This window comes from Motiliproteus sp. SC1-56 (genome assembly GCF_017309075.1).
Taxonomy (GTDB): Bacteria; Pseudomonadota; Gammaproteobacteria; order Pseudomonadales; family Balneatricaceae; genus Motiliproteus.
This window is the reverse complement of the sequence record NZ_JAEMGS010000003.1, coordinates 77,074-100,975: the sequence shown is the minus strand read 5'-3', so window position 1 is coordinate 100,975 and position 23,902 is coordinate 77,074. Positions and strand designations below refer to the sequence as shown.

Annotated in this window: 22 protein-coding genes; 12 read left to right on the top strand and 10 right to left on the bottom strand. The window is 65.5% G+C overall.

Going from position 1 to position 23,902, the window contains the following annotated elements:
• Positions 1-14: 14 nt before the first annotated feature.
• From JGZ97_RS04135 to JGZ97_RS04100, 8 genes are all read left to right on the top strand, one after another.
• Entirely contained in the window at positions 15-1,250 is a 1,236-nt protein-coding gene (locus JGZ97_RS04135; protein ID WP_207061346.1) for an aspartate aminotransferase family protein, read from the top strand.
• 252 nt (positions 1,251-1,502) lie between these two features.
• A complete protein-coding gene (locus JGZ97_RS04130; RefSeq protein ID WP_207061345.1) occupies positions 1,503-2,738 on the top strand; it encodes a hydrolase in 1,236 nt (411 codons plus the stop codon).
• Complete coding sequence (locus JGZ97_RS04125) at positions 2,738-3,751, top strand: arginine N-succinyltransferase (RefSeq protein ID WP_207061344.1); 1,014 nt, start codon at positions 2,738-2,740, stop codon at positions 3,749-3,751. Before JGZ97_RS04130 ends, JGZ97_RS04125 begins: the two co-directional genes overlap by 1 nt.
• An 87-nt stretch (positions 3,752-3,838) precedes the next feature.
• Positions 3,839-4,867: an arginine N-succinyltransferase gene (gene astA / locus JGZ97_RS04120; protein ID WP_207061343.1), complete on the top strand. Its 1,029-nt coding sequence runs from the start codon at positions 3,839-3,841 to the stop codon at positions 4,865-4,867.
• Position 4,868: 1 nt separating this feature from the next.
• Positions 4,869-6,335 carry a succinylglutamate-semialdehyde dehydrogenase gene (gene astD / locus JGZ97_RS04115; protein ID WP_207061342.1) on the top strand — a complete coding sequence of 489 codons (1,467 nt, stop codon included), beginning with the start codon at positions 4,869-4,871 and terminating at the stop codon, positions 6,333-6,335.
• Positions 6,336-6,401: 66 nt separating this feature from the next.
• Positions 6,402-7,748 carry an N-succinylarginine dihydrolase gene (gene astB, locus JGZ97_RS04110; RefSeq protein ID WP_207061341.1) on the top strand — a complete coding sequence of 449 codons (1,347 nt, stop codon included), beginning with the start codon at positions 6,402-6,404 and terminating at the stop codon, positions 7,746-7,748.
• Positions 7,749-8,046: 298 nt separating this feature from the next.
• The gene (locus JGZ97_RS04105) at positions 8,047-8,745 is read left to right on the top strand and encodes a glutathione S-transferase N-terminal domain-containing protein (protein WP_207061340.1); all 699 of its coding nucleotides are present in this window, start codon (positions 8,047-8,049) and stop codon (positions 8,743-8,745) included.
• Between the two features lie 20 nt (positions 8,746-8,765).
• The gene (locus JGZ97_RS04100; RefSeq protein WP_207061339.1) at positions 8,766-9,161 is read left to right on the top strand and encodes an MAPEG family protein; all 396 of its coding nucleotides are present in this window, start codon (positions 8,766-8,768) and stop codon (positions 9,159-9,161) included.
• 61 nt (positions 9,162-9,222) lie between these two features.
• Here JGZ97_RS04100 and JGZ97_RS04095 read toward each other — a convergent pair whose 3' ends face one another.
• From JGZ97_RS04095 to gatC, 10 genes are all read right to left on the bottom strand, one after another.
• Positions 9,223-9,729 carry a hypothetical protein gene (locus JGZ97_RS04095; protein WP_207061338.1) on the bottom strand — a complete coding sequence of 169 codons (507 nt, stop codon included), beginning with the start codon at positions 9,727-9,729 and terminating at the stop codon, positions 9,223-9,225.
• A 394-nt stretch (positions 9,730-10,123) separates the two neighbouring features.
• Positions 10,124-11,431, bottom strand: coding sequence for a Na+/H+ antiporter NhaC family protein (locus JGZ97_RS04090; protein WP_207061337.1), 1,308 nt, complete (start codon positions 11,429-11,431; stop codon positions 10,124-10,126).
• A 283-nt stretch (positions 11,432-11,714) separates the two neighbouring features.
• Positions 11,715-12,758 (bottom strand): GlxA family transcriptional regulator, encoded by a 1,044-nt coding sequence (locus tag JGZ97_RS04085; protein WP_242521532.1) that lies wholly within the window; start codon positions 12,756-12,758, stop codon positions 11,715-11,717.
• Between the two features lie 222 nt (positions 12,759-12,980).
• On the bottom strand, positions 12,981-14,840 hold the full coding sequence (locus JGZ97_RS04080) for a methyl-accepting chemotaxis protein (RefSeq protein WP_207061336.1): 1,860 nt from the start codon (positions 14,838-14,840) through the stop codon (positions 12,981-12,983).
• A 97-nt stretch (positions 14,841-14,937) separates the two neighbouring features.
• Positions 14,938-15,270: a hypothetical protein gene (locus JGZ97_RS04075; RefSeq protein ID WP_207061335.1), complete on the bottom strand. Its 333-nt coding sequence runs from the start codon at positions 15,268-15,270 to the stop codon at positions 14,938-14,940.
• Positions 15,271-15,442: 172 nt separating this feature from the next.
• Entirely contained in the window at positions 15,443-16,093 is a 651-nt protein-coding gene (locus JGZ97_RS04070; RefSeq protein ID WP_207061334.1) for a response regulator transcription factor, read from the bottom strand.
• Positions 16,090-17,199 (bottom strand): response regulator, encoded by a 1,110-nt coding sequence (locus JGZ97_RS04065; RefSeq protein ID WP_207061333.1) that lies wholly within the window; start codon positions 17,197-17,199, stop codon positions 16,090-16,092. The genes JGZ97_RS04070 and JGZ97_RS04065 overlap by 4 nt, the downstream gene beginning before the upstream one ends.
• A 204-nt stretch (positions 17,200-17,403) precedes the next feature.
• Positions 17,404-18,858, bottom strand: a complete 1,455-nt coding sequence (gene gatB, locus JGZ97_RS04060; RefSeq protein WP_207061332.1) for an Asp-tRNA(Asn)/Glu-tRNA(Gln) amidotransferase subunit GatB — start codon at positions 18,856-18,858, stop codon at positions 17,404-17,406.
• Positions 18,859-18,862: 4 nt separating this feature from the next.
• A complete protein-coding gene (gene gatA / locus JGZ97_RS04055) occupies positions 18,863-20,323 on the bottom strand; it encodes an Asp-tRNA(Asn)/Glu-tRNA(Gln) amidotransferase subunit GatA (RefSeq protein WP_207061331.1) in 1,461 nt (486 codons plus the stop codon).
• A gap of 80 nt (positions 20,324-20,403) precedes the next feature.
• Positions 20,404-20,691, bottom strand: coding sequence for an Asp-tRNA(Asn)/Glu-tRNA(Gln) amidotransferase subunit GatC (gene gatC, locus JGZ97_RS04050; RefSeq protein ID WP_207061330.1), 288 nt, complete (start codon positions 20,689-20,691; stop codon positions 20,404-20,406).
• A 174-nt stretch (positions 20,692-20,865) separates the two neighbouring features.
• On the opposite strand from gatC, the gene JGZ97_RS04045 reads away from it, so the two are divergent.
• From JGZ97_RS04045 to JGZ97_RS04030, 4 genes are all read left to right on the top strand, one after another.
• Positions 20,866-21,903: a rod shape-determining protein gene (locus JGZ97_RS04045; RefSeq protein ID WP_207061329.1), complete on the top strand. Its 1,038-nt coding sequence runs from the start codon at positions 20,866-20,868 to the stop codon at positions 21,901-21,903.
• A 61-nt stretch (positions 21,904-21,964) separates the two neighbouring features.
• Positions 21,965-22,816 carry a rod shape-determining protein MreC gene (gene mreC, locus JGZ97_RS04040; RefSeq protein WP_207061525.1) on the top strand — a complete coding sequence of 284 codons (852 nt, stop codon included), beginning with the start codon at positions 21,965-21,967 and terminating at the stop codon, positions 22,814-22,816.
• Positions 22,816-23,304, top strand: a complete 489-nt coding sequence (gene mreD, locus JGZ97_RS04035; protein WP_207061328.1) for a rod shape-determining protein MreD — start codon at positions 22,816-22,818, stop codon at positions 23,302-23,304. The genes mreC and mreD overlap by 1 nt, the downstream gene beginning before the upstream one ends.
• Positions 23,304-23,882 (top strand): nucleoside triphosphate pyrophosphatase, encoded by a 579-nt coding sequence (locus JGZ97_RS04030; protein ID WP_207061327.1) that lies wholly within the window; start codon positions 23,304-23,306, stop codon positions 23,880-23,882. Before mreD ends, JGZ97_RS04030 begins: the two co-directional genes overlap by 1 nt.
• The last annotated feature ends 20 nt before the right edge of the window (positions 23,883-23,902 follow it).

The window sequence follows — 23,902 nt, the reverse complement described above, 5'->3', positions numbered from 1 at the left end:
TATCGAGGTAAATTATGAGCGACAAGCCGGTGAATCGCGCCACCTTTGACCAGGTGATGGTGCCCAACTACAACCCCCAGGCCGTGGTGCCGGTGCGGGGGCGTGGCAGCCGCGTCTGGGATCAGGCGGGAACCGAGTACATTGATTTTGCAGGCGGCATCGCCGTCAACGCCCTGGGGCACTGCCACCCGCGCCTGGTGGACGTGCTCAAGGGGCAGGCCGAACGGCTCTGGCACCTGTCCAACGTTTTCACCAACGAGCCGGCCCTGCGTCTGGCCGGTGAGATCACGGCAGCCACCTTCGCCGACCGGGTATTTTTCTGCAACTCCGGCGCGGAGGCCAACGAGGCCGCCTTCAAGCTGGCCCGCAAGTACGCCTTCGATCACTTCGGACCGGAAAAGCACGAGATCATCGCCTTCAACCAGAGCTTCCACGGCCGGACCCTGTTTACTCTCACCGTGGGTGGGCAGGCCAAGTACCGGGAGGGCTTTGAGCCGGTGCCGGCCGGCGTCAGCCACGTCGACTTCAACGACCTGGCGGCCCTGGAGGCGGCGATTTCAGACCGCACCTGCGCGGTGGTGATGGAGCCGATCCAGGGGGAAGGGGGCGTGATTCCCGCCGATCCCGCGTTTGCCCGCGGGGTGCGCGCGCTTTGCGACCGTCACAACGCTTTGTTGGTGTTTGATGAGATCCAGACCGGGGTTGGCCGTACCGGGCATCTCTACGGTTACGAGGCGCTGGGCGTCACCCCGGACATTCTGACCAGTGCCAAGGCGCTGGGAGGCGGCTTCCCCGTCGGCGCCATGCTCTGCACCGAGGCGGTGGCGCAGAGCTTCGGATTCGGTACCCACGGCAGTACCTACGGCGGTAACCCGCTGGCCTGCGCCGTGGCGGCAGAAGCCCTGGCGCTGATCAACACCCCCGAGGTACTGAACGGCGTCGCTGAACGTCACGACCGCTTCCGCGCGGCGCTTGAGGCGATCAACGCCCGCCAGGGTATCTTCAGCGAAATCCGCGGTGGCGGGTTGCTGATCGGTGCCGAGCTGACGCCCCCCTGGCACGGGCAGGCCGGACGCTTTCTCGCCGCCGCCCGGGAGGCGGGGGTGATGCTGCTGATGGCCGGTCCCAAGGTGCTGCGCTTTACCCCCTCGCTGATCATCGAGCTGGAGGAGATCGAGCTGGGGATGGAGCGGCTGGAGCGGGCCATCGCGGCGGTTATCGCCGAGGGGCCGGAAGCGGCGGCCGGCTGATTGCCAAGCCTCATCCCTTCGCCGTACCGCGCCCGGGCAGGCGCGGTACAGCCTCGATTCTTGCGGCGCCCGCTCGGTGGTCGCTGAAAGCTCCCTCCCGCTGAAGAGCCGAAACCGCCCGCCGGTTAGCGCCCCTTTTCTTCTTTCATATCTTTCAAAGCGCAAAATTTTGGGTCGCATCGACGACAGTACTGCCGTCGCTTTTACGAAATACTAGGCTCTAAAAGAACAAGACCTCCTTGAGGAGCCCTCATGTCCAACGATTGCCCTTTTACACCCTGGCTCGCCTGGCTGGACGACAAGCGCCGGCCGATGCTGGAGGCGACTATCGCGCTGTCCCGCATCAACTCCGGCTCGTTCAACGCCGACGGGGTCAATGCCGTGGGAAGGGCTTTTGATCAGCTCAGTGCCGGCCTCGGGGGGGCGCGGGAGTGGATTGAGGTCGCCCCCTACCAGGAGGTGGATGCCCACGGGGAGATTCAAACCCGTCCCCTGGGACGCGCCCTGCGCATCCGTAAGCGCCCCGATGCCCCCCTGCGGGTGTTTCTCTGCGGGCACCTGGACACCGTGTTCGGCCCCGACCATGACTTTCAGCAGGTCCGCTGGCTGGATGACAACACCCTCAACGGGCCCGGCGTGGCCGACCTCAAAGGCGGTCTGGTGATGATGTTCAAGGCGTTGGAGGCCCTGGAGCGGAGCCCCTGGGCCGAGCGCATCGGCTGGGAGGTGCTGTTGAACCCCGACGAGGAGATCGGTTCGGCGGCGTCCGCGCCGCTGCTGGCCGAAGCCGCCCAGCGTAACCACCTGGGACTGGTATACGAGCCCTGTTTTGCCGACGGTAGCCTGGCCGGCGCCCGCAAGGGCAGCGGTAACTTCACTGTGGTGGCCCGGGGCCGGGCAGCCCACGCCGGCCGCGAGCACCACCTGGGACGCAACGCCATCCGCGCCCTTTGTGACTTTGTCAGCGCCCTGGACGATCTCAACGGTCAGCGCGAGGGGGTGACCCTCAACCCCGGTTTTATCCAGGGGGGCGGGGCGGTCAACATGGTCCCCGATACGGCCCTGGTGCGCTTCAACGTGCGCCTAGCCCAGCCCGATGACGAGGCCTGGTGCCGCGACCGGATTGACGCGCTGATCGAGCAGCTCAACCGCCGCGAGGGCATTCACCTGAGCCTGCACGGCGGCTTTACCCGCAAGCCTAAGGTGCTGAGCGGGGCTAACCAGCGCCTCTTCGAGCTGACCCGCGACTGCGGCCTGACGGTGGGGCTTGATCTGCAGTGGCACCCTACCGGTGGCTGCTGTGACGGCAACAACCTGGCCGCCGCCGGGCTGCCCAACGTCGATACCCTGGGGGTGCAGGGGGGCAAGATCCACAGCGGCGACGAGTACCTGCTCGCCGACAGCCTGGTGCCCCGGGCGAAGCTCAGCGCCCTGTTGCTGATGCGACTGGCCGCCAGCGATGATTTGAGCTGGCTGGAGGCAAACTGATGCGCGTCGTACGTCCTGTCAATTTTGGCGATATCCAGGCCCTGGAGCAGCTGGCGGTGGTGGCCGGCGGCAGCCTTTCGACCCTCCCTGCCAACCGCGATCACCTGAGCGAGCTGATCGGCGCCACTCAGCAGGCGCTCCGTGCCGAGGTGAGCCAACCCGGTGAGCAGAGCTACCACTTCGTACTTGAAGAGCGCGAGACCGGGGAGGTGCTCGGCGTGTGCGGGATCAACGCCGCCGTGGGGCTGGATGCGCCTTTCTACAGCTACCGGGTGGAGCAGCTGGTGCACGCCTCCAGCGAGCTGCAGATTCACAACCGCATTCCCGCGCTGCACCTGTGCCACGATTACACTGGCGCCAGCCGCCTGTGTACCCTGTTTCTGGCGCCGGCGCACCGTACGGACGCCAACCTGCAACTGCTCTCCCGGGCCCGGATGCTGTTCATGGCGGCCCACCGCGAGCGCTTTGCCGACCGCACCCTGGTGGAACTGCAGGGTATGGTGGACGCCAATGGGCAATCCCCGTTCTGGGAGTCGCTGGGGCGCCACTTCTTCAGCATGGAGTACGCCCGCGCCAACTACCTCACCGGGATTCAGAAAAAGAGCTTTATCGCCGACCTGATGCCCCGCTACCCGGTTTACGTTCCGCTCCTGCCGCCGGCGGCCCAGGCCGCGATCGGCGAGCTGCGCCCGGATGTGGCGCCGGTGCGGGCGCTGCTGGAGCGGGAGGGGTTTGAGTACCGCGGCTACGTGGACATCTTCGATGCCGGCCCCACCCTGGAGGCGTCCACCGATCGCATCCGCTCGTTGAACACGAGCGTGACGGCCACCCTGGAGACCCTGGAAGAGGCCGCCGATGGCCGCCCCGGGCTGGTGGCCGGCGGTGCCCTAGGCGCGTTTCGCTGCCTGCTGACACCGCTGGCAACGGGGGATGCCCACGCGAGCGCCACCCTGGCCAAGGCCCTCGGTCTGAGCGAGACCGACCCGGTGCGCTTCTGCCCGCTGAACTTTTAATTTGTACCGCCGGCGGAGGATAACGGTCCGCCGACTACGTCGCCGCCGGGGCCGAGCGCCGCGGCGCGCAATCTTGAGGACACCACCATGATGTTGATTCGACCGATCGAGGCCCGGGACTGGGACAGCCTCTGGTCCCTGGCCCACAAGACCGGTCCGGGCTTTACCTCCCTGCAGCCCGACGAGGGCGCGGTGCGGGACAAGATGGAGTGGGCGCTGGCCTCCTTTGCTGCAGAGACCCCCCTGGCCGAGGCCCTCTACCTGTTCGTGCTGGAGGATACCGAGAATGGCACCATCGCCGGTATCAGCGGCATCGAGTCGGCGGTGGGGCTGCGCGACCCCTGGTACAACTACCGGGTCGGCACCCTGGTGCACGCGTCCAGAGAGCTCGGGGTTTACAACCCCATCGATACCCTGACCCTGAGCAACGACCACACCGGGCAGTCGGAAATCTGCACCCTGTTCCTGGACCCCGAGTACCGTCACAGCAAGAACGGCTCGTTGCTGTCCAAGGCCCGCTTCATGTTCATGGCCGAGTTTGCCAGCCGTTTCACCGACAACGTGATCGCCGAGATGCGGGGCTTTTCCGACGGTGGCGGCATCTCCCCGTTCTGGGAGGGGCTGGGACGCCACTTCTTCTCCATCGACTTTACCGAGGCGGACCAGCTCTCGGGGCGCAACAAGGTGTTTATCGCCGAGCTGATGCCACGCCACCCGATCTACACCAACATGCTGCCCGAGGCCGCGCGCAACGCGATTGCGCAGACCCACCCCGATACCACCCCGGCCCGCCGCCTGCTGGAGAGCGAGGGCTTCCGCTATACCGGCTACATCGACATTTTTGACGGCGGGCCCCTGCTGGAAACCCGGGTGCAGGATATTCGCCTGGTGCGCGACAGCCGTTACTGCAAGGCGCAGGTGGTGGACCATGCGCCCGGGGGCGAACTCTTCATGCTGGCCAATACCCGCATGGAGGATTTCCGCTGCTGCCTGAGCCCGCTGGCGATGGACGGCAGCCATATTCTCAACCTGACCCCGGCGGTGGCCGAGGCGTTGAATATCGACACCGGCGACACCCTGCGGGTGGCGTCCCTGTCCGGACAGAGGAGGTTTTAAGATGTCTGAATCCCTGTATATCGATGGACGCTGGCTCGACGGCGAGGGAGCGGCCCTGATTTCGCTGGATCCAGGGATCGGCGCGCCGGTCTGGCAGGGTCGCAGCGCCAGCGAATCCCAGGTCGCGAACGCCGTGGCCGCGGCGCGCGGCGCCTTCAGCGGCTGGGCTCGGCGCAGTCTGGATGAGCGGGTGCAGATCCTGCGCGCCTTTGCCGAGCGGCTGCGGGCCGAGGCGCAAAACCTCGCCGAACTGATCGCCCGCGAGACCGGCAAGCCCCTCTGGGAGACCCGGACCGAGGTGGCGGCGATGGTGGGCAAGGTGGAGATCTCCATCCAGGCCCAGCAGGAGCGGACCGGTGAGAGAAGCAGCGAGGTGCCCGGGGCACGGGCCTGGCTGCGCCACAAGCCCCACGGGGTGGTGGTGGTGTTCGGCCCCTACAACTTTCCCGGTCACCTGCCCAACGGCCATATCGTGCCCGCCTTGCTGGCGGGCAATACCCTGGTGTTCAAGCCCAGCGAGCTGACCCCGGCGGTGGCCGAGCGCACGGTGCAGCTCTGGGAGGAGGCGGGGCTGCCGCCCGGCGTGCTCAACCTGGTGCAGGGGGGGCGGGAGACCGGCGTCGCCCTGGCCGGGCACCCGGGGCTGGCCGGATTGTTCTTCACCGGCAGTTCAGCCACCGGTCGATTGCTGCACCGCCAGTTCGGCGATCACCCGGAGAAGATCCTGGCCCTGGAGATGGGTGGCAACAACCCGTTGATCGTTGACGAGGTGAGTGACCTCAAGGCTGCGGTGCACGAAACCCTGCAGTCGGCTTACCTCACCGCCGGCCAGCGCTGCACCTGCGCCCGGCGCCTGCTGGTGCCCCGGGGCGAGGCCGGGGACCGTTTCGTCGCGGCCCTGACCGAGGCGGTGGCGCGGATTCGGGTCGGGCGCTGGAACGACGACCCCCAGCCCTTCATGGGGGCATTGATCTCAGAGGCCGCGGCGGATGGGATTCTGGCGGCCCAGGAACGGCTGCAGACACTGGGGGGCGTGAGCCTGGTGGCCGCCGCCAAGCTGGAGCCCGGCACCGGGCTGCTCTCGCCGGGGCTGATCGAGGTGAGCGGGGTGCAAGAACTGCCGGACGAAGAGTACTTCGGGCCGCTGCTGCAGCTGATCCGTTACGCGGATTTTGACAGCGCCATCGCCCTGGCCAACCGCACCCGTTTCGGCCTCTCCGCCGGCATCCTCAGCGACAGCCGCGAAAAGTACGAGCGCTTCTGGCTCGAAAGCCGCGCCGGCATCGTCAACTGGAACAAGCAGCTCACCGGGGCCAGCAGCGCCGCCCCCTTCGGGGGGATCGGCGACAGCGGCAACCACCGGCCCAGCGCCTACTACGCTGCCGACTACTGCGCCTACCCCGTGGCCAGCCTGGAAGCCGAGCGGGCGAACCTGCCGGCCGAACTGGCGCCGGGTTTGGTGCTCTAGGTAGCGGCTTAACCGATTGAAAATAAATGAGAACAGGAGCAGGGGAGTCGTCCCCGAGGACAAGCGATGAAAGCCTTTGAAGCCAACTTTGACGGTCTGGTCGGCCCCACCCACAACTACGCCGGGCTCTCCTTTGGCAACGTCGCCTCGGAGAAAAGCCAGGCCAGCGTCTCCAACCCGCGGCTGGCAGCAAAGCAGGGGCTGGCGAAGATGAAGGCCCTGCACGACCGGGGCTTCGTCCAGGGGGTGCTGGCGCCCCAGGAGCGTCCCGACGTGCACACCCTGCGCCGTCTCGGCTTCAGCGGCAGCGACGCCCAGGTGCTGCACCACGCCGCCCGCCAGGCACCGCGGATTCTGGAGGCCTGCTGCTCGGCCTCCAGCATGTGGACCGCCAACGCCGCCACGGTCTCCCCCAGCGCCGATGCCCTTGATGGCCGGGTCCATTTCACCCCGGCCAACCTGACCAACAAGTTTCACCGCTCCATCGAGCACGCCACTACCGGCCGCATCCTCGCCGCCACCTTTCCCGGCGATCGCCATTTCAAGCACCATCCGGCGTTGCCGGGCATCGAGCACTTCGGTGACGAGGGCGCCGCCAACCACACCCGCTTCTGCGGCCACTACGGCGAGCCGGGGGTGGGCTTCTTCGTCTACGGGCGTCATGCGTTTGATCTTAGCCAGCCCCGCCCCGGCCGTTTCCCGGCCCGGCAGACCCTGGAGGCTTCCCAGGCCATCGCCCGCGCCCACCGCCTGGACAGCGCCCGGGTGGTGTTCGCCCAGCAGAACCCGGCGGTAATCGACGCGGGGGTGTTTCACAACGATGTGATTGCCGTGGGCAACCGCAACCTCCTGCTCTGCCACGAGCAGGCCTACCTGGAGCAGGCGCGGGTCAAGCGGGATCTGCAGCGGGCCTTCGATGGCGAGCCCCTGCACATCGTCGAGGTCAGCAGTGCCCAGCTCAGTGTCTCCGAGGCCGTGGGCAGCTACCTGTTCAACTCCCAGCTGCTGAGCCTGGACGATGACCATATGCTGATGGTAGTGCCCGAGGAGTGCCGGGAGAATCCGCGGGTCTGGTCCCTGTTGCAGGCGATCCTGGCGGAGGACAACCCGATCAGTGAGATCGAGGTGTTCGACCTCAAGCAGAGCATGAGCAACGGCGGCGGTCCCGCCTGCTTGCGCCTGCGGGTGGTGCTGAACGAGGCCGAGCTTGCCGCCACCAACCCCGCCACCCTGATGAGCGATGCCCTGTTCGCCCGCCTCAACCGCTGGATCGACACCCACTACCGCGACCGCCTGGCGCCCAAGGATCTGGCCGACCCGCAGCTGCTTTACGAGTCGCGCACCGCCCTGAGCGAGCTGACCGAGATCCTGGCACTGGGGCCGATTTATCCCTTTCAGCGCCAGGGTGGCTGAAAGGGATACCCGCCCCCGGGGCAATCCGAACGGGCCCGGCGGTGGCCGGTGACAGCGACGAGCGCTAGGGCAAAGACGGGTGAGCGTGTGCTTACTTGAAGCGCCCCTGAAGCTGCGCCCGGGGGGGGGCAGTCCCGGGAAGGGCAATAACGGCAGAGGGGGGACCCGGGATTATCCGGCGGCTGGACGCGGTCGCTTTGCAGTTTGCAGCCGCGTCACCCTTTGCTAGAGTTCGGACCTTGGGGGTGGGCGATTGGCCCGCGCCTTCACGTTGATTTCAATTGGGAGTACATGCGCCTTGTCTGCGAGAAAACTCTACGAACTGGCCGGTAAACGGGATAACCAGGTGTTCAGCCCCTACTGTTGGCGCATTCGGCTGGCGCTGGCACACAAGGGGCTGGCGGTGCAGCACGCTTCTTGGCGCTTCACCGAGAAGGACAGCATCGCCCACTCCGGTCAGGGAGCGGTGCCGGTGCTGGAGGACAACGGGCAGGTGATCCATGACTCCTGGAATATCGCCTGTTACCTGGATCGGGTATACGCGGACCGACCGGCGCTGTTCGACAGCCCCATGAGCAAGGGCCAGGCCCTGTTTATCAAGCACTGGCTCGAGGGCGTGATCCACCCGGCGATGATCAAAATCGTGATCATGGATATCCTCAACTGCCTGGATGAAAAGGATCAGGCCTACTTCCGCCAGAGCCGGGAGGCGCGCTTCGGTGTATCCCTGGAGGCATTTGAGGACAAGAGCCCGGAGCAGTTGCAGCGGCTGCGCCAGGCTCTGGCGCCGGTTCGCCAGACCCTCAAGCTGCAGCCTTTCCTCTCCGGCCAGGGGGTGGGCTTTGCCGACTTCATGCTGCTGGGCGCCTTTCTCTGGACCGGCAGCGTTTCCGATACCGCCCTGCTGGAATCGGACGACCCCATCGCCCACTGGCGTGAGGAGCTGCTGAAGAGCTACGCCGGCGCCCTGGAAGGTGTGCTCAGGCCGGGCTTCTAGCCTACTTGGAGGAGCGTGCGATGCCCTTGGTGCTGGTGACGCTGTTTATCGTCTCGCTGCTGCCGATTCTGCTGGCGGGGCTCAGCCACTACTTTCGGGCCCAGATGTTCGGTCGTGTCGATAACGCCCAGCCCCGGGCGCAGCAGGCGCAACTGACCGGCGCCGGGGCGCGGGTGGTGGCGGCCCAACAAAACGCCTGGGAGTCGCTGGTGGTCTATACCGTCGCTATCTTTATCGCCCATGCCGCCGGGGTGGACCTGCACGAGCTGACGGTGCCGGCCCTGCTGTTCGTCGGCTTTCGCCTGCTGCACGCGCTCTTCTATGTGCTGGACCGCTCGACCCTGCGCAGCCTGGCGTTCTCCGGTGGCATGGGGTGCTGCGTCTACATCTTCGTGGTGGCCGTGCAGGCGGCCTAGCCCGGGCAGATCTTCGGCGTCTGCTTCTGCCGTGATGGGTCGGCAGGCAGGGGGGCTATCTTCACTGCATCTTCTTCGCGTCGAGCTTTACCCCGGCGATCACCTCAAGGACCTTGAGGTAGGATTGCAGCCCTTTCTGCAGCCACATCATTTTTTCCCAGAAACGCGCGTAGTGCGCCCACTTCCGCTCATGGGCGATTCGACTGACATCGGATGACCTGTTGCCTTCGTGCGCTTCAAGCGACAGGTGAAACTCATCCAGGAGCTTGCGGACACTGCGGTTCAGCACCGCGATCGTAATTGCCCCCAGGGATGCGGGCTTCCCGGCGATGGCGGGGCCCGCCTCTCGCAGCACCTGGCGGGTGGCATTGAGCAAAACGTAGAGCGAGTCCATCGCCAGCCGCGCGGATCCGAAGTCTTTTTCAGGCCCCTCGCTGCGCCGCACCCGGGTGATGCGTGTTGAATACTCGACATACAGCGCCCAGGCCGCCTCTCTTTCCTTGGTGCTGGGTGTCCATTCCACTTTACCGATGCCGAAAGGTATGGACCCTGTGTACTTGAATGGCATGTGATCGACTCCTTTCCTGTTGTCGTGGGCTGTCGCTGGAGGCGAAGTGACGCGTCCGCCTCAACGGCGTCCGAACTCCATGCCCCCCAAACTCCATGACCTATAGAAGGGCGCTGTGGGGGATGCAAGCCGGAAAAGGGGCGCGGGAAAAACAGGGAGCGGGGAACAGGGAGCGGGGAACAGGGAGCGGGGAACAGGGAACAGGGAACAGGGAACAGGGAACAGGGAACAGGGAGCGGGGAGGCCGATCTATTTTCCGGCAGCGGCTCACAGGCCTGCGTGCGCAACCAAAGGCGGCTTTGCCGTGCCCGCTTGAACGAGGACGAGCCGAAGCTGGCGCCCAGCCGCCAGCTCCGATTTGATGAGCGCGCGCGTCGGGTGGGCGCTCAGGCGATCAGTGGCGCGGACGACCGAGGATAATTGCCACCAGCGCGGCCAGCCCCAGCAGCAGGCAGTAATGGATCGACCCTGCCAGCGCCAGCGGTGACAAGCCGGCCAGGGACGAGGCCAACAGGATCTGGGCACCGTAGGGCAGCAACCCCTGCACCACGCAGGAGAAAATATCCAGCAGGCTGGCGCTGCGGCGGGCATCCACCTTGTGCCGTTCTGCCACGTCGCGGGCCAACTGGCCGCTGATCAGGATGGCCACGGTGTTGTTGGCGGTGCAGACGTTGGTCAGCGCCACCGCGCCGCTGATGCCGAGCTCGCCGGCGCGGCGCTCATGACCGCGCTGCTGCAGCCCGCGGGTCAAGCGGTCGACGCAGCGCGATAGAAACGCCAGCCCGCCTTCGGAGGCCACCAACGCACCGAGCCCTCCGATCAGCAGCGACAGCAGCAGGATCTCCTGCATCCCGCTGTAGCCGGCGTAGATATCCTTGCTCAAGTTCACCAGGGTGTAATCGGCTCCGTTCAACAAGCCGATCAGTCCGGCCAGCAGCAAGCCGCTGAACAGCACCAGCATCACGTTGATGCCCGCGAGCGCCAGCCCCAGTACCGCGATGTAGGGCAGTACCGGCAGCAGCGCCACATCCTCGTTGACCGGCACGGTGCCGCTTTCCCCCTGCAGGAACAGCCACACCAGGGTGAGCAGCGCGGCCGGGGCGGCGATCGCCAGATTCATGCGGAATTTATCCCGCATGCTGCACCCCTGGGTGCGGGTCGCGGCGATGGTGGTGTCGGAGATGATCGACAGGTTATCGCCGAACATCGCACCGCCGATTACGGTGCCAACGCAGAGCGGGAGTGCAAGCCCCGTGGTGTCAGCGACCCCCACGGCGATTGGCGCCACGGCGGCGATGGTGCCCATGGACGTACCCATGGCGGTGGCGATAAACGCGGTGATCACAAACAGTCCCGGCAGCACCAGCGGCGCCGGGATCAGGCTCAAGCCGAGGCTCACCGTGGCGTCGACGCCGCCGGTCGCCTTGGCCACGGAAGCGAACGCACCCGCCAGCAGATAGATCAGGCACATGGTGATGATGGTGGAATCGCCCACCCCTTTTACGAAGGTATCGATGCGCTGGTTCAGCGGCCCGCGGGCGAGCAATATCGCCAGCACCACCGCCGGCAGAATCGCCACCGGGGCCTGCACCTGGTAGAAGGCGAACTCTACCGACTGGGCGTGGAAATAGAGCCCGCTGCCGACGAACAGCGCCAGAAACAGGACCAGTGGCAACAGGGCCAACGGATTGGATTGCATCATCACTCCTACTACTTACCGCGGGGGCGGTGCGGCTGATCGCCTCAGCGCAACGCAAAAGGCGGGGATTCTATCATCCCGGTAGGCGGTCACTAAGATCGATCGGCAATAACCTGAAAAGCGAGAGTTATAGTCTGAACGGCGGGCATGACAGGCCGGGTATTGCGGGCCCATCGGGCGTACGTGTGAAAGGTTTCGCCTCGTGGTCAGCAGGGGCTAGGCGACCCGGCGTTGCCGCGTTACCGGTCTGCTTCTAGTTTGTTGGCCCGCCCGCAGGGAGGGATATTCAGTCCGGCTGATGCAGCTGCGATCGCTGCGGCAACGGGGGCGCATCCTCGCCCAGTCGCTTGCGCTCGGCCCTCGGGGTGATGCCGAAGTGGGTGCGGTAGGCGGTGCTGAAGTGGGACGCGCTGGAGAAACCGCAGGCCAGTCCCACCTGCAGGATCGGCCTGTCGCTCTGCTGCAGCAGCTGGCGCGCCCGCTCCATCCGTAGCTGCAGGTAGAAGCGCGAGGGCACCGTCTGCAGGTGCTTCTTGAACAGCCGCTCCAGGTGGCGACGGGAGACGCCGGCGTGGCGGGCCAGGTCGTCGGTGGAGAGGGGTTCCTCGATGTTGGCTTCCATCAACGTTACCGCCTCGATCAGCTTGGGCTGGTTGGCGCCGATACGGGCCTTGAGGGGGACCCGCTGGGGATCGTCGGCGCTGCGGATGCGCTCGCAGACGAACTGCTCGGAGATGGCAGCCGCCAGCTCCATGCCGTGGCGCTGGCCGATCAGGAACAGCATCATGTCCATGGCGGCGGTGCCGCCGCTGCAGGTGTAGCGCTCTCCGTCCACCTCGAACAGGTTGCTGGTGACCCGGGTGCGGGGAAACTCCTCCCGCAGGCTGGCGCTGTCCCACCAGTGGATGGTGGCCCGGTAGCCCTCCAGCAGCCCGGCGCAGGCCAGCAGGTAGGAGCCGGTGCCGATGCCGCCGAAGGCGCAGGGGCTGCTGGCCTGGCGGCGCAACCAGGCCAGCACCGCCTCGTTGCCGGTGCGGGCGATGGGGCTGGCGCCGACAACGAACAGGGCGTCGAGTCCGGCGGTCGCCTCGAAGCTCTGGTCCACCGCCGTTCGCACGCCGCTGGAGCTGGTGACCGGTTCACCGTCCCGGCTGACCAGGGTGCAGTGATAAAGATCGTTGCCGGTGATCCAGTTGGCCATCTGCAGCGGCTCCAGCGCCGAGGAGAAGGCGACCAGGGAGAAGTTGGGCAGGAGCAGAAAGCCGAATCGCAGCGGAGCTTGGGTCGCTGGAGGTTGCGGGTGCACCGAAGGGAGCCTCATTGGTTGCATCGCCACGGTCCGTGGGGCGTTATTATCAGTGCATGATATTTTACATGCGATGAAAATATAAACCATCACCGAGGCGTTCGTCTTTGCGTGCCGGGGGGCGAGAATGGGAGGCGGTCAATTTGTTGGGCAGCCTGAGTTAAGCGTTTCTTAGTGATAATTTTGAACGGCAATCGTCAGCTTTAACGGCGGTGGCCGCCGAGGCATCGCCCCGGCGGCCTGGGATCAGGCGTTGAAGTGCTTGACGTTGTCGTGCAGGCGGTGCGCCTGCTCGGCGACCTGGCAGCCGGCGGCGGCGCTTTGCTCCGCCGCTGAAGCCGCTTCATCGGTGACCGTCTTGATATTGACGATATTCTGGTTGATATCGTTGGCGACGTTGACCTGCTCCTCGGTGGCGGCGGCGATCTGGGTGCTCATCGCCTTGATCTGGGCGATGGCGGCGGTGATCTCGGTCAAGGAGCCCGAGGCGTCGCGGGCGTGGTGCACGCCTTCGTCGGCGATGGCGCTGCTCTCCTGGATCACGCTGACCACGCTCTGGGTGCCCTGGTGCAGGGCGTCCATCATCTCTTCGATCTCCCCGGCCGAGTCCTGGGTGCGCTGGGCCAGGACCCGCACCTCGTCAGCCACCACGGCGAAGCCCCGGCCCTGGTCGCCGGCCCGGGCCGCCTCGATGGCGGCGTTCAGCGCCAGCAGGTTGGTCTGCTCGCTGATGGTTTTGATCACGTCCAGGACACCGACGATGTTGGCGCTGTTCTCTTCCAGCGCCTTGGCCACGGACTCGGCTTTCTTGGCGTACTCGGCCATGCTGTAGACCCGCTGGATGCTCTTGTCGACCACCTCGATCCCGTGCTGGGCGCGACGATCCGCCTCCTGGGCAGAGGAGGCGGCCATCTCGGTATTGCCGGCCACCTCTTCCAGGGTGGCGCCCATCTGCATCATGGCTGTGGCGACCAGGTCGACGTCCTGGCGTTGCTGGCCGATGCCGGCGCTGGTCTGGGTGGTGATGGCGGACAGCTCTTCGGCAGCGGCGCTCATCTGCTCAGAGGCGGAGACCACCTCGTGAACGGTGTGCTGGAAGGCGTCCAGCATGGCGTTGAAGTGCCCGGCCATGTCGCCGAGCTCGTCGTGGCTGTTGGCGTTGGCGCGGATTTTCAGGTCCCGGGTTTCGGTGATCTGCTGCATGCAGCGGGCCAGCTCGCCCAGGGGCTTGAGGATGCTGGCGGTGAGCCAGGTGATCAGGCCCAGCAGCCCGATCACGGCGAGGGCGAAGATCGACCAGATGATCAGCTCAAGGCGTCGCTCGGAGGCGTGCAGAAACTCGGTCAGCTGCGCCTTGGTCTCGGCCAGCATGGTTTCGGACTGTTGGATAGTGGCGCGCATCTCGCCGCGCATCCCTTCGGAGGGGCTCAGCCCGATCTGCTGCTGTGCCGCCACCAGGGCGCGGAAGTCCTTGGCGTAGTTGTTCAGCGCCTCGGTGACCCGGCGCTGCTGGTTGGCCGGCAGGTGTGACATCTCCATTCCCGCCAGGGCTGAGGCGAGGCTGGCCTCGAACTTGTCCAGGTACTTGGTATCGTTACGCAGCATGAAGTCCTTTTCCGCCCGGCGCAGCATCAGAATGCCGGCCAGCAGGGTGCTGTCGCGCTGCTCGCGAACGGCTTCCTCGGCCCCGTGAACCGCGTCGCGCAGCTTGCCGTAGAGCCCCTCCTTGGCGTTGAGGCCCACCTGGACCTTCAGCTCCACCAGCTCGTTGAAACGCTGCCGGTAGTCCCGGAACACGGCGTCCAGGTTGCCCAGATCAAGTTCCACTCCCAGGTCGTCGAGCCGTTGCTGCAGCTCGGCGATGTTGGTCAGGGTGATCTCGAGCTGCTCGTTGAAGCGGGCCTGGTACTTCAGGTCCAGGCGTGCGAGAAAGTCCTTCTCATGCCGGCGCAGGGTGAGCATGTCGATTTCCAGTTGGTCCTCGAGCAGCGCGCTCTGGTGAATTTCGGCGCTGACCGTGCTCTTGTAGCGGGTCAAACCGGTCAGCACCAGCAGCGTTACCAGCGTCAGCAACCCCAAAAGGATCAGTTTTTTCTTGATTGTCATTGTTTTACTCCTACGGTGCGGGCGTTCATGTGGGGCATGATTCGCCTTTCATGCATCTGCCAGTCCGTTGACCCTGATGCTCGGATTGATAACGGGTTCAGTGCGAAGCCACGCCCACCTGATCCGCGAGTGTCTCCAGGCGCTTGAGCAGCGTCAGAACAAAGTGGCCGTCTATGCGGTGGGGGGCGGCAATGGCGCGCTCGACCTCCTGCAACATCAGGTGCACGAGACGCTGGGGGCCCTCCTGTTCGCGCTCGGTGAAGCGGGTAAAGAGCTCTTCGAGAAAATGGTGCATGGTTTCCAGCGAGCCGAACGGCTCGATGCTCAGCAGGTCACGCTCGAACATCCGCAGCAGTTCAAGGTCGCTGTTGCGGTGAAGATTCGAGTGCGCTGGAGAGGCGTGGTGATAATGGATAGCGGGTGGGTTCATCGGGTTCCGGTACTTCTACTGCAATCCCGCTATGGTCCGGGCTGGCGTGTTCAATGGCTAGCGGAGGAGTGCGCGGGGGCGCGTAGGAAAGTGTCGCTGTTTTTTGTAGGAATAATCCTACATGGACGTTGTCGGGGTGTTGGCGTCAACGGGAGGCAGGAGGGGTGCGCCTTTAGATCAGACCGTGACGGCTGGCGTAGAGGGTCAGTTCGGCATTGGTGCGCAGGCGCATTTTCCGCAGGATGCGGCTGCGATGGGAGGCGATGGTTTTAGCGCTGAGGTTCATTGCCCGGCCGATTTCCGTGGGGCCGAGCCCCTGGGCCAGTTGCAGGAATACCTCGAACTCCCGACTGGAAAGCTGGCGGTGGCGATCGTCCTCGTCGGCCTCATCGCTCCCGGCCTGGCGTTGGCTCAGCGAATCGGCCAGCAGCTCGGCCACTTCCGGGCTGATGTAACGCTTGCCCTGCAGCACCTTTTTTATCGCCTCGGCGAGCTGCGCCGGGGCGCTCTCCTTGCTCAGGTAACCGGCGGCCCCGGCCCGAATAAGGTGCAGGGCATAGGCCTCTTCGCTGTGCATGCTCAGCACCAGCACCGGGGGCTGGTCGCCCCGGGCGCGCATTTGTTTAAGTACCTCGATGCCGCCTTTGCCGGGCATGGAGATGTCGAGCAACACCGCATCAAAGGTGGTCTCGCGCAGGGCAGCGAGGGCCTCGTGTCCGTCGCTGACTTCGTGCACTTCGGCGTCGATGCCGGCCTCGCGCAAAATCTGGATCAGGCCTTTACGGACCACGGCGTGATCGTCGGCGAGCAGCAGGCGAGTCATGCCGGAACCTCCTGCGGTTGCAGCGGCAGGGCGGCGCAGAGGCGGGTGCCGCGTCCGGGGGCGCTCTCGATCGTCAGTTTGCCGCCGCACTGGTGGAGCCGCTCGCGCATGCCCAGTAAACCGTGGGACGCCGGTGATACCCGGGCGGGGTCAAATCCGCTCCCGTCGTCATGGACGCTGAGCGCGGCGCGGCCATGCGTCAGGGTCAGCGCGGCGCGAATCTCCTTCGCCCCGGCGTGGCGGGCGACGTTGGTGAGCGCTTCCTGGAAGATGCGGAACAGGGTAATGCGGGTGGTATCCGAAAGCCCGTTGTCGTCCCCCCGGTGCTCGACCCGGCAGGGAATCCGGTAGCGGGCGTTAAACTCTACCGCCTGCCATTCCAGGGCGGCGATCAGGCCCAAATTGTCCAGCACGCTGGGGCGTAAGTCGCGGATGATGCGCCGGGAGGTTTTTACCGCCCCTTCCAGCAGGGTATGCATCGACGTCAGCCTGCAGGTTACCGGCTCGTCTGCGTCGCGGAGCTTTTCCCGCAGCCAGTTGAGGTCCATGAACAGGGCGGTGAGGGTCATCCCCAGTTCGTCGTGAAGCTCCTTGGCGATACGCCGCTTCTCCTCTTCCCGGGCGTGCTCAAGGTGTTGGGAGAGATCGCGCAACTCGGCGGTCCTTGCATCGACATCCTGTTGCAGCCGGGCGTGGTAGCGATACCTTTGCTGCCTGAGGGTGCGCCACTCCAGGCCGCGGTTGACGGTGTGCCTGAGGAGCTCCAGGTTGTCGAGGGGTTTGTCCAGTAACGCGTAGGCGCCGCCGGCGAGTAATCTGAGGGCCTCGTCCCGTTCGTCGTGGGACGCGGCCACCACCATCGGCGGCGCATCCAGGCAGTCTTCGAGCCGGCGCAGCAGTTCAAGGCCGTCGGCAGTCGCCAGGGGCAGGCCCCACAAAACCAGGTCCGGGGTCAGTCTGTTTAGCAGCGGCAGGGCCTGTTCAGGGCCTGTAGCCGCTTCGGTTCGCAAGCCCCATGCCCGCAGCGCTCGATCACACAGCCGCCGAATACCGGGGTCATCTTCGACCAGCAGGATCAGGGGAGGGGGGGCTTTGGGCTGGTCCAAGGGCAGGGGCCTCGGGTGCAGGTATTTGGGTGCCAGTATTTGGGTGCCGGCATTTGGGTGATAAGGGGCCGCGTGTTGCGGGAGCCTATGATCAACGCGGCTAATTTTCAGCGCAATCGGCTAACCCGCTCGTTATAAAGATAGTCGGTGAGCGCCAAAAAAACGGCAGCCCTAGGGCCGCCGTTTTTTGCTGAGGTGAGGCGCTCAGTCGCAGAGGGCGTCGAGCTTGTGCTTCAGCATCTTGTTCACCTGGCCGGGGTTAGCGGTGCCCTTGGAGGCCTTCATCACCTGGCCCATGAAAAAGCCCAGCATCTTGCCGCGCTTCTCCGGTTCGGCGGCCTTGTACTGCTCCACCTGGGGCGTGGCCTTGCTGATCACCTCGTCCACCATGGCTTCAAGAGCGCCGGTGTCGGTGACCTGCTTGAGCCCCTTGGCCTCGATGATGGCGTCGGCGCTGCCCTCGCCGTTCCACATCGCCTCGAACACCTGCTTGGCGGCCTTGCCGTTGATGGTGTCGTCCTTGAGGCGGGCCAGCAGTTCGCCCAGGGCCTGGGCGGAGACGGGGCTCTCCTTGATCTCCAGGTTGTTGCTGTTGAGGAACTTGGACAGCTCGCCCATCACCCAGTTGGCGGCCAGCTTGCCGTCATTGACCGCCTTGGCCACGGTCTCGAAGTAGTCGGCGGTATCGCGGTAGGCCGAGAGCACCGAGGCGTCGTAGTCGCCCAGGCCGTACTCCTCCATAAAGCGCGCGTGGCGGGCGTCGGGCAGCTCCGGCAGGCTGTGGCGCACGGATTCCACGTACGCCTGGTCGATGACGATGGGCAGCAGGTCGGGGCAGGGGAAGTAACGGTAGTCGTTGGCCTCCTCCTTGGTGCGCATGGAGCGGGTCTCGTCCTTGTCGGCATCGTAGAGGCGGGTGGCCTGGATCACGCGGCCGCCGTCCTCGATCAGGTCGATCTGGCGCTCGATCTCGCCCTTGATCGCCTTCTCGATAAAGCGGAAGGAGTTGATGTTCTTGATCTCGGTGCGGGTGCCGAATTCGCTCTGGCCCTTGGGGCGCACCGAGACGTTGCAGTCGCAGCGGAACGAGCCCTGGGACATGTCGCCGTCGCAGATGCCGAGGGTGGTGACGATGGCGTGGACCTTGCGCACGTAGGCCACCGCTTCCTCGGCCGAGCGCATGTCGGGCTCGGAGACGATCTCCAGCAGCGGGGTGCCGGCGCGGTTGAGGTCGATGCCGGTCATCTCGGGGAAGGCGTCGTGCAGGGACTTGCCGGCGTCTTCTTCAAGGTGGGCCCGGGTCACGCCGACCCGCTTGTGGGTGCCGTCGGCCAGCTCGATATCGATGTGGCCCGGCCCGACGATGGGGTAGAACAGCTGGCTGGTCTGGTAGCCCTTGGGCAGGTCGGGGTAGAAGTAGTTCTTGCGGTCGAACACCGAGCGGTGGCCGATCTCGGCGTCCACCGCCAGGCCGAACATCACCGCCATGCGCAGCGCCTCGGCGTTGAACACCGGCAGGGTGCCGGGCAGGGCCAGGTCGACGGCGCAGGCCTGGGTGTTGGGCTCGGCGCCAAAGGCGGTGCTGGCGCCGGAAAAAATCTTGGACTTGGTCGCGAGCTGGGCGTGAATCTCCAGCCCGATGACAGCTTCCCATTCCATGCTGTTATTCCTCCGCTAGGCCCTGGGGGGCCTGTTGATGCCAGTCGGTCGCCTGTTGGAAACGGTGGGCGATGTTGAGCAGGCGCGCCTCGCTGAAGTAGCCGCCGATCAGCTGCAGTCCCACCGGCAGGCCGTGGGTCTGGCCGCAGGGAATCGACATGCCGGGCAGGCCCGCCAGGTTGACGGCGATGGTGTAGATGTCTTCCAGGTACATGGCCACCGGGTCGCTGGTCTTCTCCCCCAGCTTGAAGGCGGGGTGGGGGGTGGTCGGCCCCATGATCACGTCCACCTCCTCGAAGGCCTTGATGAAATCCTGCTGGATCAGGCGGCGGATCTGCTGCGCCTTCTTGTAGTAGGCGTCGTAGAAGCCTTCGGAGAGGGCGTAGGTGCCCACCATGATGCGCCGCTTTACCTCGGGGCCGAAGCCTTCGCCGCGGGAACGCTTGTAAAGATCCTCCAGATCTACCGGGCTGTCGCAGCGGTAGCCGTAGCGCACGCCGTCGAAGCGGGACAGGTTGGAGGAGGCCTCGGCCGGGGCGATGATGTAGTAGGCGGGGATCGCCGTGGCCGTGTTGGGCAGGCTGATCTCCTTGACCGTGGCGCCCAGGGTCTCGAACTCCTTGATCGCGGCCTGCACCTGCTCGGCGATGGCCGAATCCAGATCGCTGCTGAAGTACTCCTTGGGCAGGCCGATGCGCAGGCCGTCAAGGGGTTGCTCCAGGGTCGCGGTGTAATCGGGCACCTCGCGTTCGATGCTGGTGGAGTCCTTGGGGTCGAAGCCGGCCATGACGTTGAGCATCAGGGCGGCGTCCTCGGCGGTGCGGGTCATGGGGCCGCCCTGGTCCAGGGAGCTGGCGAAGGCGATCATGCCGTAGCGCGAGACCCGGCCGTAGGTGGGCTTGAGGCCGGTGATGCCGCACAGGGCCGCGGGCTGGCGAATGGAGCCGCCGGTGTCGGTGCCGGTGGCCGCCGGGGCCAGGCGCGCCGCCACCGCCGCCGCGGAGCCGCCGGAGGAGCCGCCGGGGACGCAGTCGGTATTCCAGGGGTTTCGGGCCGGGCCGTAGAAACTGGACTCGTTGGAGGAGCCCATGGCGAACTCGTCCATGTTGGTCTTGCCCAGCATCACCGCGCCGGCGGCGTTGAAGCGCTCGACCACGGTGGCGTCGTAGGGGGAGACGAAGTTGTCCAGCATCTTCGAGCCGCAGCTGGTGCGCACGCCCCGGGTGCAGAAGATGTCCTTGTGGGCGATGGGCAGGCCGGTGAAGGGGCCGGCGTCGCCGGCGGCGCGGCGGGTGTCGGCGGTGCGGGCCTGGGCCAGGGCTTCGGCCTCGGTGACGCTGATAAAACTGTTGTAACGGCTGTCCTGGGTCTTGATGCGGGTCAGCAGGGCTTCAGTCAGCTCGACGCTGCTGAAATCGCCCTTGGCCAGGCCCCGGGCCAGCTCGGCGAGGGTCTTGTTGAACATGACGTGGCTTTCCTTGGAAAAGATCCCTTGAAAGAGATGCCTTGGAATCGATGACGCGAACGGTCGGCGCGCGGCCGCCCTTACTCGATGACTTTGGGTACCTGGAACAGCCCCTGCTCGACCGCCGGGGCCACCGTCTGCAGGTGGTCGCGCTGGTCGGCTTCGGTTACCTCGTCGGCGCGCAGCCGCTGGAAGGCGTCCAGGGGGTTGGCCATGGGCTCGACGGCGGCGGTGTCCACGGCCTGCATCTGGTCCACCAGGTCGAGGATATTGGAGAGATTCTCTGCGTATTCAGGAATATCGGCGTCGTTGATTTGCAGCCGAGCCAGATGGGCGATCTTCCGCACATCGTTGGAGTCGAGAGACATAGGTTGATCCTGGTCAATAAAGCGGTTTGAGTCGCCCGCAATAATAAAGGCAGCGCCCAGACAGGGCAAACCCGAAGGCCATTTGCCTCTTGCTGAAAAACTACGCCATTGCTAGAGTTAGCCGTTTAATTGCATCATGCCACTGTTCTAGTCACCAAGTAGCGAATCCGGCCCATGTTAAAGAAATTGCGCGGCGTATTTTCCAGTGATCTATCCATCGACCTGGGTACGGCGAACACCCTGATCTACGTCCGTGACAAGGACGTGGTGTTGAACGAGCCCTCCGTGGTGGCGATCCGCCATATCGGCAACCAGAAATCCGTGGTAGCGGTGGGCACCGACGCCAAGCGCATGCTGGGCCGTACCCCCGGCAACATCTCCGCGATTCGCCCGATGAAAGACGGCGTGATCGCCGACTTCCACGTCACCGAGAAGATGCTGCAGCACTTTATCAACAAAGTGCATGAGAACTCCTTCCTCACCCCCAGCCCCCGGGTGCTGGTCTGTGTACCCTGCAAATCCACCCAGGTGGAGCGGCGGGCGATTCGGGAATCGGCCATGGGTGCCGGCGCCCGCGAGGTTTACCTGATCGACGAGCCCATGGCGGCAGCCATCGGCGCCGGCCTGCCGGTAGAGGAGGCCAGCGGCTCCATGGTGGTGGACGTGGGCGGCGGCACCACCGAGATCGCGGTCATCTCCCTCAACGGCATCGTCTACGCCGAGTCGGTACGTGTCGGTGGCGACCGCTTTGACGAGTCCATCGTCACCTACGTGCGTCGCAACTACGGCAGCCTGATCGGCGACGCCACCGCCGAGCGGATCAAGCAGGAGATCGGCACCGCCTATCCCAGCGCTGAAATTCTCGAAATCGACGTGCGCGGTCGCAACCTGGCCGAGGGGATTCCCCGCAGCTTTACCCTCAACTCCAACGAGATCATGGAAGCCCTGCAGGAGCCGCTCTCCTCCATCGTGCAGGCGGTCAAGAGCGCCCTGGAACAGTGTCCGCCGGAGCTGGCTTCCGACATCGCCGAGAGCGGCATCGTACTTACCGGCGGCGGCGCTCTGCTGCGCGACATCGATCGCCTCCTGGCCGAGGAAACCGGCCTCTCGGTGATCGTCGCCGAAGATCCCCTGACCTGTGTTGCCCGCGGCGGTGGCCGTGCCCTGGAACTGATCGACAAACACGCCTTCGAGCTGCTGGCTCACGACTAAACGGGAGCAGTCATGGGCGTGACCACCGGGAGGGTGTCGGCCGGAGTCAGGAGGGCGCGGTATTAAAACGATCTTCAGGGGCGAGTCCCCCCGTGCCGGCCTGCTGATCGTCTGCCTGCTCTCCTTCGCGCTCATGGCGGCGGACCTTTACTGGCCGGCCATGGACCACTACCGGGGCTATCTGCGCCTGGCGGTGACGCCCGTCGAGTGGCTGGTGGACGCCCCCACCCGGGTGTGGGGCACCGCCGACAAGCTGCTGGCTGACCGGGGTGAGCTGCAGGCTGAAAACGACCGCCTGCGGGCCGACATGCTGATGCTCGCCCGCAAGCTGCAGCGCCTGGAAGCGCTGAGCAACGAAAACGCCTATCTGCGCAGCCTCCTTAACGCCTCCCAGACCCTCGATGACCGGGTGATCATGGCCGAGCTGATCGGGGTCAACCCTGACCCCTTCCTGCACCAAATCACCATTAACAAAGGCCTGCGCGACTCCGTTTACCTGGGACAGCCGGTACTGGACGCCGGCGGCGTCATGGGCCAGGTAATGGAGGTGGGCCCCTACACCGCCCGTGTTCTGCTGATCACCGATACCCAGCACGCGGTGCCCGTACAGGTGGTCCGCAGCGGGTTTCGGACCCTGCTGCTGGGCAACGGCGACCCGCGGGAGCTGACCCTGGATAATGTGCCCGACACCGCGGATATCGAGGTGGGCGACCTGCTGGTCAGCTCGGGGCTGGGACAGCGCTTCCCCTCGGGATACCCGGTGGGGCGCATTACCGAAATCGAGCATGATCCCGGGCGCCCGTTTGCCCTGGTCAAGGCCGAGCCCACTGCCCGACTCAGCACCAGCCGCCACGTGCTGCTGGTCTTCCGCCAGGGTCAGGAGTACCCGTCTGAAGTAGGAGGGGGGCGCTGATGGTGACACCACCTGCCCGCGGCGGCTGGGTGATTCTGCTCAGCTTTCTGTTCGCGCTGATGCTCAGCGCTCTGCCCATGCCGGAGCTTTTTGTCTGGGCGCGCCCGGAATGGGTGGGCTTGACGTTGATCTACTGGGCCCTGGCGCTGCCCCACCGGGTCGGTCCCTGGTACGGCTGGGTCATCGGCCTGCTGCTGGATATTCTGCAAGGCAGCCTGCTGGGCATCCATGCCTTCTCGCTGGCGCTGATGGCCTTTATCGTGATCAAGCTGCACCGGCGCATGCGCATGTTTCCGCTGCCGCAGCAGGCGCTGCTGGTGTTGGTGCTCGTGGGTATTCACCAGATACTGCTGCAGTGGGCTCAGGAGCTGGCAGGTACCGGCTCCGATTCGCTGGCCTTCCTGCTCCCGGCGCTGGTCAGTGCCGTGCTCTGGCCCTGGGTGTTCGTTGTGCTGCGGGGCCTGCGTCGCGCCCTGGGGGTGCGCTGATGAGCCCGCTGGTGCTGGCGTCGCAGTCGCCGCGCCGGCGCGAGTTGCTGCAACAGATCGGCGTCCCTTTTGATACCCTGAAGGTGGAGGTCGACGAAACAGCGTTGCCCGCAGAGGCGCCTGCTGACTACGTCGAGCGCCTGGCGCAGGACAAGGCCCGCGCGGGATTGGCCCTGAGGCCCTCGGCGACGGTGCTGGGCAGCGACACCACCGTCGTCTGCGACGGCGCCATTCTGGGCAAGCCGGCGGATGAGGCCGAAGCCGTGGCGATGTTGATGCGCCTCTCCGGCAGCAGTCACCAAGTGGTCACCGGCATCGCTCTGGTGCGGGCAGACCGCACTGAGATCCGAACGGTCGTCACCGAGGTGCATTTTCGCGAGCTGACGGAGGTCGAATGCCGTCGTTATTGGCACACCGGTGAGCCGGCAGACAAGGCCGGCGCCTACGGCATCCAGGGGCTGGGGGCGGTATTCGTCGATCGCATCGAGGGCAGTTATTCGGCGGTGGTGGGGTTGCCGCTCAGCGAGACCGCATCCCTGTTGACGGCCTTCGGCATTCCGCTCTGGCAACAGGACTGAAAAAGGACTGAAAAAGGAAG

Coding starts and splice junctions, on each gene's coding strand:
- JGZ97_RS04080 (WP_207061336.1), bottom strand. CDS start 14,840: ATGACAATCAAGAAAAAACTGATCCTTTTGGGGTTGCTGACGCTGGTA.
- JGZ97_RS04100 (WP_207061339.1), top strand. CDS start 8,766: ATGCCCTTGGTGCTGGTGACGCTGTTTATCGTCTCGCTGCTGCCGATT.
- JGZ97_RS04090 (WP_207061337.1), bottom strand. CDS start 11,431: ATGATGCAATCCAATCCGTTGGCCCTGTTGCCACTGGTCCTGTTTCTG.
- JGZ97_RS04095 (WP_207061338.1), bottom strand. CDS start 9,729: ATGCCATTCAAGTACACAGGGTCCATACCTTTCGGCATCGGTAAAGTG.
- astA (WP_207061343.1), top strand. CDS start 3,839: ATGATGTTGATTCGACCGATCGAGGCCCGGGACTGGGACAGCCTCTGG.
- astD (WP_207061342.1), top strand. CDS start 4,869: ATGTCTGAATCCCTGTATATCGATGGACGCTGGCTCGACGGCGAGGGA.
- JGZ97_RS04070 (WP_207061334.1), bottom strand. CDS start 16,093: ATGACTCGCCTGCTGCTCGCCGACGATCACGCCGTGGTCCGTAAAGGC.
- gatA (WP_207061331.1), bottom strand. CDS start 20,323: ATGTTCAACAAGACCCTCGCCGAGCTGGCCCGGGGCCTGGCCAAGGGC.
- gatB (WP_207061332.1), bottom strand. CDS start 18,858: ATGGAATGGGAAGCTGTCATCGGGCTGGAGATTCACGCCCAGCTCGCG.
- JGZ97_RS04075 (WP_207061335.1), bottom strand. CDS start 15,270: ATGAACCCACCCGCTATCCATTATCACCACGCCTCTCCAGCGCACTCG.
- astB (WP_207061341.1), top strand. CDS start 6,402: ATGAAAGCCTTTGAAGCCAACTTTGACGGTCTGGTCGGCCCCACCCAC.
- JGZ97_RS04045 (WP_207061329.1), top strand. CDS start 20,866: ATGTTAAAGAAATTGCGCGGCGTATTTTCCAGTGATCTATCCATCGAC.
- JGZ97_RS04030 (WP_207061327.1), top strand. CDS start 23,304: ATGAGCCCGCTGGTGCTGGCGTCGCAGTCGCCGCGCCGGCGCGAGTTG.
- JGZ97_RS04130 (WP_207061345.1), top strand. CDS start 1,503: ATGTCCAACGATTGCCCTTTTACACCCTGGCTCGCCTGGCTGGACGAC.
- JGZ97_RS04135 (WP_207061346.1), top strand. CDS start 15: ATGAGCGACAAGCCGGTGAATCGCGCCACCTTTGACCAGGTGATGGTG.
- JGZ97_RS04125 (WP_207061344.1), top strand. CDS start 2,738: ATGCGCGTCGTACGTCCTGTCAATTTTGGCGATATCCAGGCCCTGGAG.
- JGZ97_RS04085 (WP_242521532.1), bottom strand. CDS start 12,758: ATGCAACCAATGAGGCTCCCTTCGGTGCACCCGCAACCTCCAGCGACC.
- gatC (WP_207061330.1), bottom strand. CDS start 20,691: ATGTCTCTCGACTCCAACGATGTGCGGAAGATCGCCCATCTGGCTCGG.
- mreD (WP_207061328.1), top strand. CDS start 22,816: ATGGTGACACCACCTGCCCGCGGCGGCTGGGTGATTCTGCTCAGCTTT.